This window comes from Methyloglobulus morosus KoM1 (assembly GCF_000496735.2).
In the GTDB taxonomy this organism is placed as follows: domain Bacteria; phylum Pseudomonadota; class Gammaproteobacteria; order Methylococcales; family Methylomonadaceae; genus Methyloglobulus; species Methyloglobulus morosus.
Genome location: NZ_AYLO01000011.1, coordinates 12,901 through 30,691, shown reverse-complemented (window position 1 = coordinate 30,691; position 17,791 = coordinate 12,901). Strand labels below are relative to the sequence as shown.

Annotated in this window: 12 protein-coding genes; 7 read left to right on the top strand and 5 right to left on the bottom strand. The window is 51.3% G+C overall.

The window, feature by feature from the left end; genetic code table 11:
- The first annotated feature begins 79 nt into the window (after positions 1-79).
- Together MGMO_RS01880 and MGMO_RS01875 are read left to right on the top strand one after the other, a co-directional pair.
- On the top strand, positions 80-3,859 hold the full coding sequence (locus MGMO_RS01880; protein WP_023493319.1) for an oxidoreductase FAD/NAD(P)-binding domain-containing protein: 3,780 nt from the start codon (positions 80-82) through the stop codon (positions 3,857-3,859).
- A gap of 16 nt (positions 3,860-3,875) precedes the next feature.
- A complete protein-coding gene (locus MGMO_RS01875) occupies positions 3,876-5,507 on the top strand; it encodes a glucose-6-phosphate isomerase (protein WP_023493318.1) in 1,632 nt (543 codons plus the stop codon).
- Positions 5,508-5,586: 79 nt separating this feature from the next.
- On the opposite strand, the gene nifA is transcribed toward MGMO_RS01875, so the two are convergent.
- From nifA to clpX, 5 genes are all read right to left on the bottom strand, one after another.
- The gene (gene nifA / locus MGMO_RS01870) at positions 5,587-7,218 is read right to left on the bottom strand and encodes a nif-specific transcriptional activator NifA (protein ID WP_023493317.1); all 1,632 of its coding nucleotides are present in this window, start codon (positions 7,216-7,218) and stop codon (positions 5,587-5,589) included.
- A 178-nt stretch (positions 7,219-7,396) separates the two neighbouring features.
- Entirely contained in the window at positions 7,397-8,212 is an 816-nt protein-coding gene (gene cysE, locus MGMO_RS01865) for a serine O-acetyltransferase (protein ID WP_023493316.1), read from the bottom strand.
- 7 nt (positions 8,213-8,219) lie between these two features.
- Complete coding sequence (cysM, locus tag MGMO_RS01860) at positions 8,220-9,152, bottom strand: cysteine synthase CysM (protein ID WP_023493315.1); 933 nt, start codon at positions 9,150-9,152, stop codon at positions 8,220-8,222.
- On the bottom strand, positions 9,130-9,930 hold the full coding sequence (locus MGMO_RS01855) for a DUF364 domain-containing protein (protein WP_023493314.1): 801 nt from the start codon (positions 9,928-9,930) through the stop codon (positions 9,130-9,132). The genes cysM and MGMO_RS01855 overlap by 23 nt, the downstream gene beginning before the upstream one ends.
- Positions 9,931-9,963: 33 nt before the next feature.
- Positions 9,964-11,247, bottom strand: coding sequence for an ATP-dependent Clp protease ATP-binding subunit ClpX (clpX, locus tag MGMO_RS01850; protein ID WP_023493313.1), 1,284 nt, complete (start codon positions 11,245-11,247; stop codon positions 9,964-9,966).
- A gap of 411 nt (positions 11,248-11,658) precedes the next feature.
- On the opposite strand from clpX, the gene MGMO_RS01845 reads away from it, so the two are divergent.
- The 5 genes from MGMO_RS01845 to MGMO_RS01825 all read left to right on the top strand — a co-directional run bounded on the left by MGMO_RS01845 (position 11,659) and on the right by MGMO_RS01825 (position 17,638).
- Positions 11,659-13,011, top strand: a complete 1,353-nt coding sequence (locus MGMO_RS01845; RefSeq protein ID WP_023493312.1) for a (Fe-S)-binding protein — start codon at positions 11,659-11,661, stop codon at positions 13,009-13,011.
- 23 nt (positions 13,012-13,034) lie between these two features.
- Complete coding sequence (locus tag MGMO_RS01840) at positions 13,035-14,600, top strand: flavin monoamine oxidase family protein (protein ID WP_023493311.1); 1,566 nt, start codon at positions 13,035-13,037, stop codon at positions 14,598-14,600.
- A gap of 17 nt (positions 14,601-14,617) precedes the next feature.
- Positions 14,618-15,100, top strand: a complete 483-nt coding sequence (locus tag MGMO_RS01835; RefSeq protein ID WP_023493310.1) for a hypothetical protein — start codon at positions 14,618-14,620, stop codon at positions 15,098-15,100.
- Between the two features lie 20 nt (positions 15,101-15,120).
- Positions 15,121-16,818 (top strand): ATP-binding protein, encoded by a 1,698-nt coding sequence (locus MGMO_RS01830; RefSeq protein WP_023493309.1) that lies wholly within the window; start codon positions 15,121-15,123, stop codon positions 16,816-16,818.
- Between the two features lie 136 nt (positions 16,819-16,954).
- Complete coding sequence (locus tag MGMO_RS01825; protein WP_023493308.1) at positions 16,955-17,638, top strand: fumarylacetoacetate hydrolase family protein; 684 nt, start codon at positions 16,955-16,957, stop codon at positions 17,636-17,638.
- Positions 17,639-17,791: the final 153 nt, after the last annotated feature.

Here is a 17,791-nt window from a genome sequence, read left to right as displayed (position 1 = left end):
ATTTTGTGGTGACACTGGCACGAGTCCTGCTTATGGCTTAAGCAGACGTACTTAGAAATGGAAAACGAGGATCATCATTATGAGCGCCATATTACGGAGTATTGCGGAAGCAACTTCCCCCATCGAGCAGAAACTTACTTTGGGCCTCCCTGGGTTTAGCTACGCAGATCTTTACGAGCCTAATCGGCTTAAAGATCTTTTGGCAATTTTTGACCAAACGATTGCGGAAGAAGATCCGAAGGTTTATTCAGAGTTTTTGGCCTGCCGCGCCGATCTAGACGAAGCCATGCCAGAGGCTGAGCGGTCTGAAATCTTACTGAAGGTTGCGCCTTATGTGAGCCTGTTTGTCGCCCGTCTTTTTAACATAGAAAATAACTATGATGAGAAAAAGACGGCAACCATCCACGATTTTCAGACAGTGTTTACTTATAAAGGGACTGTGGTCAAACGTGCAGCGGAACGCTTTACTGCTGAGGAACTGGCGACCTGGAAAATACCGTTCTTAACCGCCCAGATTGAATCATTACAGCAGGTGGCCTTTCCTGAAGCGGGATTGGATGATGATCCAGAACGCGGTCTAGCTACGGTGGCGGTTAAGTTGGATGCCTTAAGCTGCCATTACCAAGCGCTGGCTAAGGGTAAGGAAGGCACATTTGAGGGTGATGCCGAGGCGGAAGTGGGTCGCATACGGCAATGTTTGAGTGAATCAAAAGAGACGAGCGCGCAATTTGCAGAAGCCTTGGTTTGTGCCGATTCGCTTGAATTTGTCCAGCAGTTGCTCGTGCCTGTCGAACGCTGGATCTATGCCGCGCTCAACGACATTGATCTGCATACGGCTACCGAGCATTGGCAGTCGCTTCGGCAACCGGAGAAAATAAATTACGATCATTTGGTTGAATGCCATACCGAACCACGCGACGGTTTTGTCGTGTTGGCGGGGCCGGAAGAAAAAGTACGGCGGCGCGATGGCTTTGCGCTCACAGATACCCGTGGCACTAACCGTGAAGTCCAATATGAAGTCGACCAATGCGTAATCTGTCACGAACGCGGCAATGATAATTGCTCTAAGGGGCAACGTGCGAAAGATGGCAGCTTCCGGCAGAATCCACTGGGTGTGACCCAAATCGGTTGCCCACTGGGAGAACGGATATCCGAGTCTTTTGCCTTGAAGCGGCAGGGTGAAGATATCGCTGCCTTGGCGCTCATCGTGGCTGATAATCCCATGGTGCCTGGAACCGGCCATCGGATCTGTAATGAATGCATGAAGGGCTGTGTGTTCCAGCGAGTACGGGAGCCCGTCAATATCCCGCTGGTAGAAACCAATATTCTCACCGATGTACTCAATATGCCGTGGGGATTTGAAATTTATAGCTTATTGACACGCTGGAATCCGTTAAACCTGAAACGTCCTTATGCTTTGCCGTACAACGGTAAAAAGGTGTTGGTCGTGGGCTTGGGGCCTGCCGGTTATACGCTGTCGCATTATCTGGTGAATGAAGGTTTCGGCGTGGCAGCCATCGATGCCTTAAAGCTGGAGCCGTTACCGCCGGAATTGACCGGAACGTCCGATACTTTGCCGCAACCAGTGCGTGATTTCAATACCTTGTATGAGGACCTGGATAAACGTGTCCTTATGGGTTTCGGCGGGGTAGCGGAATACGGCATTACCGTGCGCTGGGACAAGAATTTCCTGAAGGTCATTTACCTTACGCTTTGCCGTCGTCAAGCCTTTAAGTCGTATGGCGGCGTGCGCTTCGGCAGTACCTTGAGCATCGAGGATGCCTGGAATTTTGGGTTTGACCATATTGCCATCGCTAGCGGCGCAGGCAAGCCGACCGTGATCGACATCAAAAACAATATGGCGCGCGGTATCCGTAAAGCGTCGGATTTCCTGATGGGCTTACAGCTTTCCGGCGCGGCCAAAAAAACATCGCTGGCCAATCTTCAGGTCCGTTTGCCTGCGGGTGTTATTGGCGGCGGCCTGACTGCGACCGACGCGGTGACCGAATTATTGGCTTATTATCCGATACAGGTCGAAAAAACATTGTCGCGCTATGAACTTTTGGTCGCCCAATTTGGCGAAGACCATGTGCTGGCGCGTATGGATGAGGAAGAAAAAGGCATCCTGGGCGAATTCCTAAGCCACGGGCAGGCGATCCGGGCTGAACGCGAGCGCGCCAGCGCAGCAGGTGAGTTGCCTAATTTTCAACCGTTGTTGCGGCAATGGGGTGGTGTCACGCTATTCTATCGTAAAGGGATGAACGATTCGCCCGCCTATCGACAAAACCACGAGGAGATCATCAAGGCGATGGAAGAAGGCTTGGTCTTCGCCGAAGGCATGGATCCCAAGGAAGCGCTGGTAGACCAGTACGGTCATCTCCGCGCCGTACGCTTTGAAAGGCTGGTAAAACGCGATGACGGCAAATGGGTTGTAAGCGATGAACAACCGGAAGTTGCCATGCGGACGCTGATGATTGCCGCCGGTACCGCCCCTAATACGATTTACGAAAATGAATACCCAGGCACCTTTAAGCAGGACGGCAAGTTCTTCCAACGGTTTGAACCGGATTGGAGTAGTGATGCCGAACCTAAATTTGAAGCGCAATCCGGCTGGGGCATGCCAAAAGAAGTGGTGCCGTCCCCGTTCACCTCTTATGAAAGAGAGGGCAAATACATTACTTATTACGGCGATAACCATCCTGTCTATGCGGGCAATGTGGTCAAAGCCATGGCCAGTGCGAGGGACGGTTACCCTTATGTGGTCAAGCTATTTGAGAAAGCGTTGCAAGGGCTCGATCCCAGCGGACAATCCCAACGCGACTCTGACCTTAAAGGCTTCCAGCAACAACTGGACGGCCTATTGAAAGCGACGGTCGCAGAAGTCAAACGCTTGGCCCCCAATATTATTGAAGTCATCATCCATGCCCCGCTGGCGGCGCAGAAATTTCAACCGGGCCAATTTTATAGGGTGCAGAACTACGAAACCTATGCACCTAAGCTCAACGGTACTACACTGGCAACCGAAGGCATTGCGTTGACGGGAGCCTGGGTCGACAAGGAGAAAGGCCTGGTTGGCGTCATTGCCTTAGAAATGGGTACCTCTTCGCGACTCTGCGCGACCTGGAAGCCCGGCGATGCGGTCGTCCTGATGGGGCCGACCGGAACGCCCACGGAAATTCCCGAAGGCGGTGAAACTGTCTTATTGCTGGGAGGCGGCCTGGGTAATGCCGTGCTTTTCTCCATTGGTAAGGCGCTACGCGAAGCCGGTAACAAGGTCTTGTATTTTGCCGGGTATCGAAGTGCCGATGGAATTTTTAAAGTTAAGGACATCGAAGACGCTTCCGATGTGATTGTGTGGGCTTTGGATCCGGCTCCCGGCGTGACGCCAATTTCCATTACGCGGCCTCAGGATAAAACCATTGTCGGCAATATTGTGCAGGCCATGATCGCCTATGGCGATGGAAAGCTCGGCGAGACAAGCATCAATCTCAAGGACGTGGATCGGGTCATTGCCATCGGTTCGGACCGGATGATGGCTGCTGTCAAAGCGGCGCGCTACGACACATTGAAACCGTATCTGAAGGAAGGCCACATCGCCATCGGTTCTATCAACTCGCCCATGCAATGTATGATGAAAGGCGTTTGTGCGCAGTGCATGTGCAAGCATGTCGATCCGAAGACCGGCAAGGAGAGCTACGTGTATACCTGCTACAACCAGGATCAAGACCTGGATGAAGTGGATTTCCCGCATTTGAATGCCCGGTTACGGCAAAATACAACCCTGGAAAAGGTGGCTAACCTATGGCTGGATTATTTGTTTGAGACCCAAGGCGTGCAAGCGGGGGTATCGTCCATATAATTAACTGGAAACGCGTATGAACAATCAAGAACTCTGGCAACGTTATCAGGACTGGCTTTACTTTCACGAGGGTTTGGGCCTTTACCTGGATGTTAGCCGTATGAATTTTGGCGACGATTTGATCGGGAAGCTACAACCCAAATTTGAGCAAGCCTTCAAGGCAATGGATGAACTGGAGGCGGGGGCAATTGCCAACCCGGATGAAAACCGCAGGGTAGGGCATTATTGGTTGCGGGACCCTGAATTGGCGCCTGAAGAGTTAAAAGGTGAAATTGTGGCTACCCTGGAGCAGATTGAAAGCTTTGTTGAAAAAGTTCATGAGGGCATCATCCGTCCACCTAGCGCGCCTCAATTCACCGATATACTCTCGATTGGCATTGGCGGTTCTTCCCTTGGGCCAAAATTTGTCGCCAAGGCGCTGGTAGCTGATTTTCCGCCGCTTAACATCCATTTTATCGACAACACCGACCCGGATGGCATGGATCAGGTTCTTAATCGTTTAAAAGACCGCCTGTGCAGTACCCTCTGTATCGTTATCAGCAAATCCGGCGGTACCTCGGAAACCCGCAACGGATTGCTGGAAGCCAAACATGCTTTTCACAGCCAAGGCCTGGATTTTTCGCGTCATGCCGTTGCTATCACGATGTCGGGCAGTCAAATGGATGTCGCGGAAAATTGCGACAATTGGCTTGCAAAATTCGCCATGTTCGATTGGGTGGGCGGACGCACATCGGAAATGTCATCGGTCGGATTATTATCTGCCGCCTTGTTGGGCATTGATATTCGTTCCATGTTGGGGGGTGCCCAAGAGATGGATAAGGCAACACGCCTGCCGGACATCAAGCGCAACCCTGCCTCTTTATTGGCGTTATGTTGGTATCATGCCTGCCATGGCGACAACGGCAGCAAAAACATGGTCATCTTGCCTTACAAGGACAGCTTAGTGCTGTTTTCACGTTACCTGCAACAATTGGTGATGGAATCCTTGGGTAAGGAATTGGATAGGGATGGCAAGGTTGTCCATGAAGGCATCACCGTGTATGGCAACAAAGGCTCCACCGACCAGCACGCTTATGTGCAACAGCTCCGGGAAGGCCTCCCAGATTTTTTCGCGACGTTTATCGAAGTCCTGGAAGACCGCAAAGGGCCGTCGATTGAAATAGAGCCGGATTTTACGTCTGGCGATTTTCTGTCCGGCTTATTGCAGGGTACGCGGCAGGCACTCTATGATAACCAGAGGGAATCCATTACCATCACCGTACCGAGGGTAGATACACGGTGCGTGGGAGCCTTGATCGCCCTGTACGAACGCGCCGTCGGCTTCTATGCGTCTTTGGTGAATATCAACGCTTACCATCAGCCAGGTGTGGAAGCCGGAAAAAAAGCCGCTGCTGATTTTTTATTGTTGCAAAAAAATATCCTGGCCGTGTTGAAAACAACCCGGCAACCCTTGACCCTATCCGCCTTGGCGGAAAAAATCGGCGTACCGGATCAGGTTGAAACCATCTATAAGGTCGTCAGGCATTTGTCCATGAATCCACGGCAGATAGTGTTGCACGGTAACTTGGCTAAGCCTGTGGAACTTAGCGTCAGTCTCGGTCGGCAAAACAATGAAGAGGGCAATTTGATTTTACGTAAAGCCTCGTAAGACTCTACGGCACCTGATTGTAGGAATGAAAACCTTCATTCCTACAATAACATTATCCGGAACTGTTCAAGAGTCCTGTTTAGAATTTTTTAACTTTAATATCATATTTTTGTAAGGCGTAACCCATTTGCCGTGGTGTCACATTTAAAAGCCGCGCGGCTTTAGCCTGAACCCAGCCGGATTGCTCCATTGCCCATATGAACCGTTCACGACCCGATTTGAATTCAGGCATCTTCCCGTCCTGCGATTCGACATGGGTTACGTCAGGTGTCGCCGATGGATGGTTGTTGGGGACGCCGACGACACGAATATCCGGTACGGGGCCCGAAGCCCGCCAGACATGGCCAAGCGCCAAACTAAAGCACTTATCGTGCTGACAGGGCAGGTCCAGGGCGTTGATCGCCGTACCGTTGGCCATTGTGGCGGTACGTTCAACGCAATTCTCCAATTCGCGCACATTGCCTGGCCAGTAACAATCGGTGAGAATTTTCATTGCGTCCGTCGAAATGTCTAAATGGCGGTTGTTTACTCGGTTAAATTTATCCAAGAAATGTATGGCCAATACCGGAATGTCTTCACGTCGATCACGGAGCGGGGGCAGTACGATAGTCACTACATTTAGACGAAAATAAAGATCGGCACGAAATTCCCCCGAGGAAACGGCCTCTTCAAGATTGCGGTTGGTGGCGGCAATGAGGCGTACATCGACACGGATTGATTTAGTCCCGCCGACGCGTTCAAATTCGCGCTCCTGTAAAACACGCAACAATTTGGATTGAAATGCGGGTGAAATTTCACCGATTTCGTCCAAAAATAATGTCCCGCCATTGGCAAGCTCAAAACGTCCCTTTCGCTCGTGTTGTGCACCGGTAAATGCCCCTTTCTCGTGCCCAAATAACTCCGACTCAAGCAAAGACTCTGTTAAGGCGGCGCAGTTTACCCTAATGAACGGTGCTTTTTTTCTTGGGCTTAAATCGTGAATGGATTGGGCGATCATTTCCTTGCCGGTGCCGCTTTCACCACGTAATAATACGGTTGAGCTAACTGACGCAGAACGTCGCACTTCCCCGAAAATATCTTGCATGCACGGGCTTTGGCCGATGACATCGCTGGCAAATGGTTTAGCACGCACTTCTTTTTGCAATTGATATGTTTCATTCAATAGCTGTTTCCGCTCTGCTGCAACGAGTTCGTGCAAGTGCATGGTTTGGCCAATCAGGTCGGCCACCATCTTGAGGAATCGCATATCGTGTTGAATGCGTCCGGGGCGGCTACGCGTTTCCCGGTCAGCGCTTAACACACCCAGAACCTTGCCTGCCGCTTTGATAGGTACTCCTATAAAAGCGATTGGTTTATCATCGGAAAGATCCCTCGCCCTGGTTTTATTGAGGAATAATGGTTCATTGGCGATATCAGGTACAACAATCGGAACGCCCATTTTCACGATTTTACCGATAACACCTTCGCCCGCTTGAAACCGCCCCCGGTCAATCTCTTCCTGAGACAGCCCAACTGCACCAATAACGTGCACTTCATTGTCGTGTTGCACCAAACTGACCATGGTGCGCTGAAGTTGGAGATGGGAAGAAAGGATATTAAGTATTTGCCTGATGGTCTTTTGGAGATCCAGGGATGAACATAAAATTTTGCTAATTTCGTAGATTGAAGATAACTCAATATCTCTTTGAATATTAGTCATTTGTGAACTCATAAACGAGCCTCTAACGGGGTTTTGATTTGCAATGGCAAGTACGGGCTAAGATTCCTTCTTACCGTTCCCTTTCATCGCAAAAGTTTACAGCAGATAGTTTATTCTAAGCAAATTGCGCGCCAAGATTATGAGTGGTTTGGTCGCCTCGGAATCCCTGATCCATCATGCCTAATTCGCACTATGATTCCTCCAGTGACGTTTCACATATCGTTAGGGCTTCACAACTTGTGCAGCGGTGCGTACTTTGCGCGGATATTGCCGCCTTATTTTCAAGTACCTCGATTCGTTCCATCAGGCAGGCAATCACCTGGCCGACAACATCTGGGATACGGTGATGGTCGAGATCAATTTTGTTGGGGTTCATTTCCCCGCCAACCTTCGTCTGCACTATTCTCGCAGGCATTCCGACCGCAGTTTGATTCGCTGGGATATTGTCCACCACCACGGAGTTAGCGCCAACCCGCACATTATCGCCAAGTGTGATGGCCCCCAGGATTTTTGCTCCAGCCCCGATCAGGACACCATTGCCAAGGTATGGATGGCGTCTGCCTTGATGCCAACTGGTGCCGCCAAGGGTTACGCCATGATAAAGCGTGACATCATCGCCCACCACTGCCGTTTCGCCGATGACAACCCCCGCCCCATGGTCAATAAAAAAACGGCGGCCGATTACTGCGCCTGGATGGATATCGATATTGGTCCAAAATCGTGTCAAGTAGGACAGGAAGCGGGCGACATAATGAAATCCGGATAGCCATAGCCGATGGGACAGGCGATGGACAAGAATCGCGTGAATGCCGGGATAAGTTGTCAATACCTCAAGTACATTTCGCGCCGCAGGGTCTCGTCCGAATACACAACGAATGTCGTCCCGCCATTCACTCGGCAAACTTAGCCACCGTAGACGGCGCGGAGTCTGCTTATCAATGCTATGGCCTGTGTCAATGCCTTCCTTTGCCGTAGACGTCACTATTTTTTGTAGAAGCTCATTCATATATCGGTTATCGAAATACTTGGGTAGAAAGATACCGATCGCCCCGGTCGCAGACGATTGTTACGATAACTGCATCACGCACTTCCATAGAAATCTGCAAGGCTGCTGCCATTACGCCGCCCGACGATATTCCGGCAAAGATTCCTTCTTTTGCGGCGAGCGAACGGGTCATCTCTTCAGCTTCGCTTTGCCCAATATCGATGATCCTATCTACCCGTGCCGATTCATAGATTTTGGGTAAATAAGCAACAGGCCATCGGCGAATGCCAGGGATAGATGCACCCTCCTGGGGTTGGACCCCGACAATGGTGACGGCAGGATTTTGCTCCTTTAAATAGCGTGAAGTTCCCATGATGGTACCCGTTGTGCCCATGGAACTGACCAAATGGGTAATGCGGCCTACAGTGTCACGCCAAATCTCAGGGCCCGTGCCTTCGTAATGGGCGCGCGGGTTGTCAGGATTGGCAAATTGATCCAAAATCCGCCCTTGTCCTTCCTGGGCTAGCTTTTCTGCGGCATCGCGGGCCCCTTCCATGCCTTCCGTCTTTGAGACCAGCACGATCTCCGCACCAAAGGCCCGCATTACGGCTTGCCGTTCTATGCTCATGTGTTCTGGCATGATAAGTATCAGTCGATAACCTTTGATGGCTGCTGCCATTGCAAGCGCTATCCCGGTGTTGCCACTGGTGGCTTCTATCAGTGTGTCGCCTGGCTTAATTTCACCGCGTGCTTCGGCATGGCGTATCATGCTGAGGGCCGGGCGATCCTTCACCGAACCCGCTGGATTATTGCCCTCGAGCTTAGCCAAAATAATGTTAGTGGTATCGCCCGGTAGGCGCTGCAAGCGTACCAGGGGAGTATTGCCGACAAACGAGGCTATCGTCGGCAGGCTATTGGCCCAATATGTGTCGGGTTCGCTAGGCTGAACGGCGTGTTGCATGGTGGTCCTTGCGCGAGGCGAGTTCTAAGTTAGTGACGCAATAATGTGCACCGCATTCAAAGATACGGGTACCGCCACCCTCAGCGATAGCTTGACGTAGTTTTTCGGGCTTCTCGATGCGTATGCCTGCGAGGAAATCCACCCCAAACTCAGCCAATTCGGGCAGCCACGGTACGGTCGGCCCCATCAATACGAGCTTAGCGTTTTTAGCAAGTTCAGCTAGGCGCGGAAAGGTTTTATTGGGGATTGAACTGGCGGTGAGAAATATCCAATCGGCATCGGGCAGAAGATATTCGCAGGCCGGATCAGGTAGGTCGCCAGGGCCGGGTTGGCGTTCCAATACGCTAATATCAAGTTCAGCAGCATAGCGCTCCAGTCCAGGATAACGGCCCACTACGACAATTCGCTTATCATTCAGTAGGGGTTTAAACCATTCAAAGACTGCGAGATTGGCTGGGGTTTGTTCAGTTTGGATTGGTTCAGATGCCAGTAAAAGCGGATTGTCATGATTGATCACGGCGTTGATCGCCGCCATGGCGACTGTTGCTTCGTAAGGATTCCAGGAAATAATCTGGGATGCCAGTTCCGTAATTTTTTTTCCTGCCAGCGTACCTGACCAGGGCAAGGTGCGGGTTGGGATGGCTGGACTCATGGCCAGTCCCATGCCGGCATCTTGACTCCGGCATAATGTCCAGGTAAGCCCGATCAGCACTTCAGCGACCAAGTTGGTCGAAGCCGCTTGCTCAAGCAACACATCGTATATCGGGTGAATGCTCATGGTGCTGGTTATCGGTTAGTGAATGCCGACAGTTTAAGAAGCGGCCAAGGGAAGTTCCGCGCGGTTATAAACGAAGTAGGGCTTTGCTTCTCCCCGAATGACCGCTTCATCAATAATGACTTTTTCAACGCCATTGAGCGATGGCAGGTCATACATGGTCTCAAGCAAGGCATGTTCCAAAATTGAGCGCAAGCCCCGGGCACCCGCTTTCCGTTCGATAGCCTTTTGCGCGACGGCGTGGAGTGCTTCGGTACGGATTTCAAGCTTTGCATTTTCCATTTCGAAGAGTTTGGCATACTGCTTGGTAATCGCGTTCTTGGGCTCGGTCAGGATTTGGATTAACTGTGTTTCGTTCAATTCGTCCAGCATGGCGACCACCGGCAAGCGACCGATAAATTCCGGAATCAGGCCGTACTTGATAAGGTCTTCGGGTTCGACTTGTTGCAGTATGTCGATGTTGCTTTGTTTTTCCGTTTCGCCTTTGACCTCGGCGGAAAAACCGATTCCCGCCCTTTTCTCGGTGCGGAAGCGGACGGTTTTTTCCAGGCCGGCAAAGGCGCCGCCACAAATAAACAGGATGTTGCGGGTATCGACTTGTAGATTGACTTGATCCGGGTGCTTGCGCCCACCCTGCGGCGGCACCGAAGCAACGGTGCCTTCAATCAGTTTCAATAATGCTTGTTGTACGCCTTCACCGGATACATCGCGGGTAATGGAGGTGTTCTCGGATTTGCGTGAAATTTTATCAATTTCATCAATGTAGATGATGCCCGTTTGCGCCTTCTCAATATCGTTATCACATTTTTGCAAGAGCTTAAGGATGATGGATTCCACATCTTCGCCAACATAACCGGCTTCCGTCAATGTGGTCGCATCCACGATCACAAATGGGACGTTCAATAACCGCGCCAGCGTTTGCGCGAGCAGTGTTTTGCCGCTGCCTGTCGGCCCGATCATCAGCACATTGCTCTTTGCCAGTTCAACATCATCTCCCTTCACCGACGAGCCCAAGCGCTTATAGTGGTTGTATACCGCCACCGAAAGGATCTTTTTGGCTTTCTCTTGGCCGATGACATATTCATCCAAAATAAGCTTGATTTGACGTGGGGTCGGCAATTTTTTTTCTGTCTCCGCTGAGGCCCTCCCTTGGGTTTCTTCACGAATAATATCGTTACATAGATCGATACATTCATCACAAATAAAGACCGATGGGCCGGCAATTATTTTGTGCGCCTCATGCTGGTTTTTGCCGCAAAATGAACAGTAAAGTAAATGGTCGCCGTCACTGCTGTTACTATGGTTTTTTCCGTCGCTCATTGTCACCTCATTAAAAGGGAGTGAGAAAAGCCAATTGTTTTGACCATTTCTGCTTTGCTGCCAAATACAAAAAAATAGGCTTTTAATTACAATGAAAAGCAATTTTCTTGCCATATTGAAAAACAATTTATCTTTATGATAAATATGGTTATTTATTTTTCAATAACGTATCCAATGGGGTAGCAAACCTGACAAGAATAGGATGGTTTGTAAGGTTTCCAACAATTTGTAATAAAACCTCCTCCCATCTGCAAGGTATTGTTGTGTTTGCTACATGCAGGTTTGATTTTGTAAGTTTTTCATCCTTATTTGTTTTTACATTTATATAAATATCAAAAGGTTATTTATTTTTTTCAGGTGGCATTTTTCTTGCTTACGACTAAAGTATGTTAGAAGTTTATTAAACCTGATATGGATACCCAACTCGACTGGTCGGTTTACGAAAATTATGGGAACGGCGATGCCTTTGCCCAATTGCCAGTTGTCGGCGGTTCCTATGGCAAAGCGGCGGCGGTGTGCATCGGCAACCGACAATGCCAGCGCACGGAGAAAGGGGTCATGTGCCCTAGCTTTCGCATTACGCATAATCCTGTCCATTCCACGCATCATCGTGCCCAAACCCTTAAGGCCGCGCTCAATGGGGATTACGGCCCCCAACCATTTATTGGGCAGGAAGTTTCAGCGGCAATGGATTTATGCGTCGGATGTAAGGGTTGTAAGCGGGAGTGCCCTAATGGCGTCGATATGGCGTTATTGCGCGTTGAAGCACTTGCCCAACGTTGGCGGTTAGCGGGTAAAGTGCCGTTGCGCGAATGGCTGTTCGCACACTTGCCGCATTATTTGGCCAAGTATCCGCTTATCTGTTGGTTAAGCGTGTTGCGTGAACGCATGCCCTTGTTTGCCAAATGGGGAGAACGCTGGCTAGGGATCTCGGCAAAGCGTCCTTTCCCTCGTGTCGCAAAACACAGTTTTCTTGCGTCCCTGACTAGCGAAACGGTGGGTGATAGCAACGGACGTGAGGTCGCTTTACTCGTTGATACTTTCTCGAATTATTTCGCTCCAGAAACCGCGCAAGCGACGCTAGAACTGTTGTTGGCAGGCGGCTACCGGATTCATATTGCCCGTCCTATTGACGGCAAACGGCCCTTGTGTTGCGGTCGGACCTTCCTGTCCAACGGCTTGGTCGAGCAAGCCCGTGCGGAGGCTCGCCGCACCGTTGCTGCACTTTTCCCTTATGCAAAGAGGTGCATACCTATTATCGGCTTGGAACCGTCTTGTCTGCTTATGTTGCGCGATGAGTATTATGCTTTGGGGTTGGGTGAACAAGTTGATGCAATCGGAAAGGTGGCGATGCTGCTGGAAGAATTTCTGGCACGCGAACACGATGCCAAACAACTCAAGCTGACGTTCAAGTTACAGCCGGATACGCAGGTCATCGTCCATGGCCATTGCCACCAAAAAGCCTTTGGCGCGATGAAGTCGGTACGTAAGTTGTTAAATTTGGTTTCAGGGTTAACGAGCGAGTTTATTGAATCAAGTTGTTGCGGCATGGCGGGTGCCTTCGGTTTCGAAGCCGAGCATTATGGGCCCTCTTTGCTGATGGCTGAGCTGTCCTTGTTGCCAAGCGTACGGCAAGCCAATCCTGAGACATGGGTAGTTGCGAACGGAATAAGCTGTCAACATCAGATACGTGATGGCGCGCAACGCGAGAGTATGCATTTAGCACAGGTGCTCCGGGCAGCCCTGGTTATGCCAACAGTTTAGCTGGACGTACAAAGGAGTCTTTAATGCACGATACGGTCATTGTGGGAGGCGGTTTATGTGGCTTGATGCTGGCCTATACGATGCAGCGGGAAGGTCGGCCCTATGCCTTATTTGAAGCACGTCCGCGCTTGGGAGGACGGATATTATCCGTTCAATCCGAAGCCACAGGCGCCGCGCTGGATTTGGGGCCAACCTGGTTCTGGCCTGAGCAACAGCCACGCCTTGCAAGTTTAATAACAGAACTCAGCCTAACCAGCTTCCCTCAAAACGATGCCGGAACAGTGCTTCGTCTTGATAATCCCGACGGTAAGCTGGAAACCTCAGAGGATGAGGCTTTACACGGCGGCGCACAACGCCTTGACGGCGGCATGGCATCCCTGGTTAATGCCTTGGCGGAACACCTACCCCCTGACAGCATAAAACTTGGGCAAGTCTTGACCGCAATTGAGGAACATGGTGATCATCTCGTCTTGCGTTTTCGTGTTGGTGAAGACTGGAGCACGATTGAAGCGCGTCGTGTTGTCCTTGCGCTTCCGCCACGATTAGTGCTTGAGCAGGTAAGTTTTAAGCCTACGCTTAATGAAAACCTACAGCAAGCTTTGGAAAACACCCCGACCTGGATGGCAGCGGAAGCTAAGGCGTTGGTTGCTTATCCCAAGGCATTTTGGCGCGATGCAGGCCAATCGGGCAACGGTTCTGCCGATCATGAACAGGCCGTCCTCGGTGAGATATTCGATGCTTGCGATGCGACGGCAAGCAAGGCCGCGTTGGGTGGTTTTGTCGCGCTTTCGCCCAGTCAACGGATATCCTTTCAAGTTGGATTGCCGATACTGGTTGAAAGCCAGCTCGCACAGTTTTTTGGGAAAGAAGCCCAAGATGGGGAATTGCATTTTCAAGATTGGGCTACCGAAACCTATACCTGTAGCAAGCTTGATGAAGCTCAGCCCTTTAGCCAACCCGAGTATGGCAATCCCTATTTGCAGCAGCCTTACTGGAATCACAAGCTGTACTTGGGGTCTTCGGAAACCGCCCGCCATGGCGGCGGCTATTTGGAAGGCGCGCTGGACGCTGCCGCACGCATATACGGACAGTTCAGCTTGGCTCCGTGTTTGCATGCCCCTGAAAATCGCCGTTGCGTCATCCGCTTTAGCGATTGGGTCAACACCTACCGGACGGATGCCCTGGCATTCTATCAACGCTACTTGAACCAGCGCCTGGCCGATCAGCAACGCGATCAACTCACCCAGCTTAGCCTGTTGGCGACCGTCGATGAAATCTATCAAAAGGCCTTGCTGGTATTGGAAGAGTTACCTTTCGTGACCGAGGTGGAAGTCGTCGTCAATGGTAGGTCGGATTTGACCCCGCACCTGTTGACCCCGTTTATGGGTTTCAATGAAACATTGCTGAATGCGGCACTGGAATTCAATCGCAGTTCCTGCGCCATATCGAATTTCGACCAGGAACACAAACCGACCGATGAATATATCGACACGATCCGGCGCGACCTTGCCTCCGCATGGCGCGAATTTGCCCTCAATGTCAACACCCTGTTGGTCAAGCGCAGCACCAGCCAAGCTGCCACGGCTTAAGGTAAGGATTTTATATCATGCTCTATGTAGTCGAGATACCGCACGAAGGCCGCCCCCAATCCTGGTTTGCTTTTGACCAGGAAGACTTGATACGTAAGGTGTACGCGGCCAAAACTGAATCCAACCAGATGGTTTACTGCACGACGACTGCCGACGAGCAATTGGAGAAGTTAGGCACGGCGACCGACAATCCTGATGTGGATGCTGAACGTAACCTGTTGCTTAAGCTTATCGAACAACAGGGCGGGGATACGGTGTTATATCGAGCCGATTATCTGCTTGGCTCGGACGTTTATCAGGCGGAAGCCATCAGCGAGCTTGATGCCTGTGTTACCGCGCTCGCGACCGACCTTAAGCTGTGCCGTATTTTTGGTTCCGAGACGGCGGCGGTCAACGCGCTTTATAACGACCCTATATTCGATCCAAGCAAAGAATTTTATAACCACATGGCACTGCGCGAGCAATTGATTGCGATGGAAGTCATTTCCGATGACCTATAACCGATAGGGATAACCCCGGTATGAAACTGCAAATCGAACGGCCTTATGTAGAAGAGATCGTCAAAGATCATCCTGAACTGGCGGCCTTGCAAGACCAGCTTAAGTTCGGCAACAGAGTCGAGGTGGCTTTCACCCAGTTGCCGGACAGTGTTATTTCCCGCCTCGAAGCGCTGTACCAAAAAGCCGGCCCCAACATGCGCGCCAGTGCGGCACAGCTAGCCACTTTACGTAAAGCCAGGAACGACGATGGCATTAAGTTTAGTGCCGAAGAGCTCGAACAGGTGTTGCCTGCGCTTATCCGCTACCTGTTGACTGGGGGCATACGCGGCTGGCTGTTTATGGTGAATATTTCCGACAAGCCGATGCCTTATGTGGTGACCCGGTTCGATTACATTCCGGCTTCCAATGATGAAACCGGAAAAGTGATGGTCGAATTAAAGGCGAACGCCAAGGGCACCTTATTTACGACTACGTTCCGGATTAACGCCAGCGATATCGACGGCAAAACCATCGGCGAAATCCTGGCCGCCAAGGGTTTCCTGAAAGAGACGCCAGAGCTGATCAAGAACCACGACGAAACCAGCGAACGTTACTTCGAGTGGCGGGCGCGTTACGGCGCACAATTTTCCGCGCAAGGCACCGGCTTTTATGCGGAAGACCCAAACGCTAGCCATCGCAATACCGATTGGTCGCGTAAGGATATGGTCGTGCTGTCGACGGGTGGCGGCAGTGCGCGTTTGGTCAACGACGAAAGCATCCTGACCAACCGCAACTTGACCTTGGATGCCCCCGGCGATGTACTCGGCAATTATTTGCGTAAGGCCGCCAAAAGCAACCAGTTCGAGGCCGAAGACGAAGTGCAGGAGTCGCAGGATGCCATCCCCAAAGGCATGTTTACCCAGATGCCGGTACACCCCTACATCTTTATGTTCCACCTGGAGCTGCATCATTACCTCTGGGTGCATGTGAACGACCTGACACCTTACCGATACCAACCGGAACTGAAACAAAAACTGGTGTTGCCGGAAGAGCAGACCGACCTTATCGACATCCTGACTGCGGAAATGGATGTGTTAATGGACGACATTGTCGCCGGGAAATCGGGCGGCACCACGGTGTTGTGTGCGGGGCCGCCCGGTGTGGGCAAAACCTTGACGGCGGAAGTGTATTCCGAAATTATCCAACGGCCTTTGTACCGGGTGCATTCCGGCCAGCTCGGCTTGAATGTCGCGGCGATGGAGTCCACATTGAAAGATGTGTTGATCCGCGCCCAACGCTGGGGGGCTGTGATGCTGATCGACGAGGCCGATGTTTATATCCGGCGGCGGGATGACGACATGACCGCCAATGCGATCGTCGGCGTATTCCTGCGAGTGTTGGAATACTTCAACGGCTTATTGTTCCTGACCACTAACCGGGTGGACGACATCGACGAGGCGATTGTTTCTCGCTGTATCGCGCTGATTAAATTCTACCCGCCCGATGCCGATGCCCGCCATAAGATTTGGCAGGTCATGACCCGGCAATTCGGTTTGGTGGTTGACGATGCCCTGATTGCCGAGTTGGTGGCGCATTTCCCGAGCGCAAGCGGGCGCGACATTAAAGGCTTGGCGAAACTGGTGGCGAAGTTTTGCAGCCAAAAGCAGGTTTCGCCCGACTTAAGTGTTTTCAAACGATGTTCGATTTTTCGGGGCATGGATTTGAGGGTTGAGTCGTGACAGCCTTGTGCTTGCATCTTTTCCACACTCTGGCGGTGTGCTACACGGGACGCTGGAGTGTCCCAAGCCTGCATTCCCATTTATGCCCCTCCGGGTACGCCGGAGCGTGGGAACTATTAAATGACGAGCGAATACTATGAACTACGCCTTTGCGCCCAATCCCGTCGTCAGTTTGCTGGCCATGTCCAGCAACCCTTATCCGGTAAATCAGATTTATGGCGTAGAAGGCAATTTTCCGGCGACCACGTCGGCAGCCGTGGATACCCCAAACAGTGAGCCAGTCATTTTCATGAAACCTGCCAGTTGCATCGCGCAGAACAGTTCCCTTGTTTACTATCCGACCAACACCCGCGAGTTGAAGGCGACCGTGCAATTGGTGGTGGCCTTACACAAAGGCGGTTCAGATATTGATCCAGAAAGGGTGGATTACGATTATGTGTTCGGCTATGCCGTCGGCCTTGACTTGACCCGTGGCGATTTACATACAGCGCTCGGTGCCAAAGGTTTGCCGTGGGCAAAGGCGAAAGGCTTCGACCAGTCTGCGCCCTGCACATCGATCACGCCGGAGTTTTATTCAGGCGTGGTGGATAAGGGCAAAATCGAATTGAAGGTCAATGGTGAAGTGCGCCAATGCGGCGATTTAACCAATATGCTGTGTAAAGTTCCGGAGTTGGTCGCCTACTTATCGACCTTGTTTGAATTGCGCCCAGGCGATTTGATTTATACCGGTTCGCCGGAAGCGGCGGTGACTTTAAATAAGGGCGATGCCATCGAGGCGACGATTGCCGGGTTAGAACCCCTTATCTTAACCATTGCTTAGCAGCCGTATGAAAAGTTAATGCATAAGATAGTAGGGCGGATTAGCCGCGCAACGTGGTTAGGTTTTGGTTTGCCACTTTTGTTTGTGCGCGGCGTAATCCGCCGAATGTGACGTACCCTTGCCATTCGGCGGATTACGGCGCACGGAAACGCC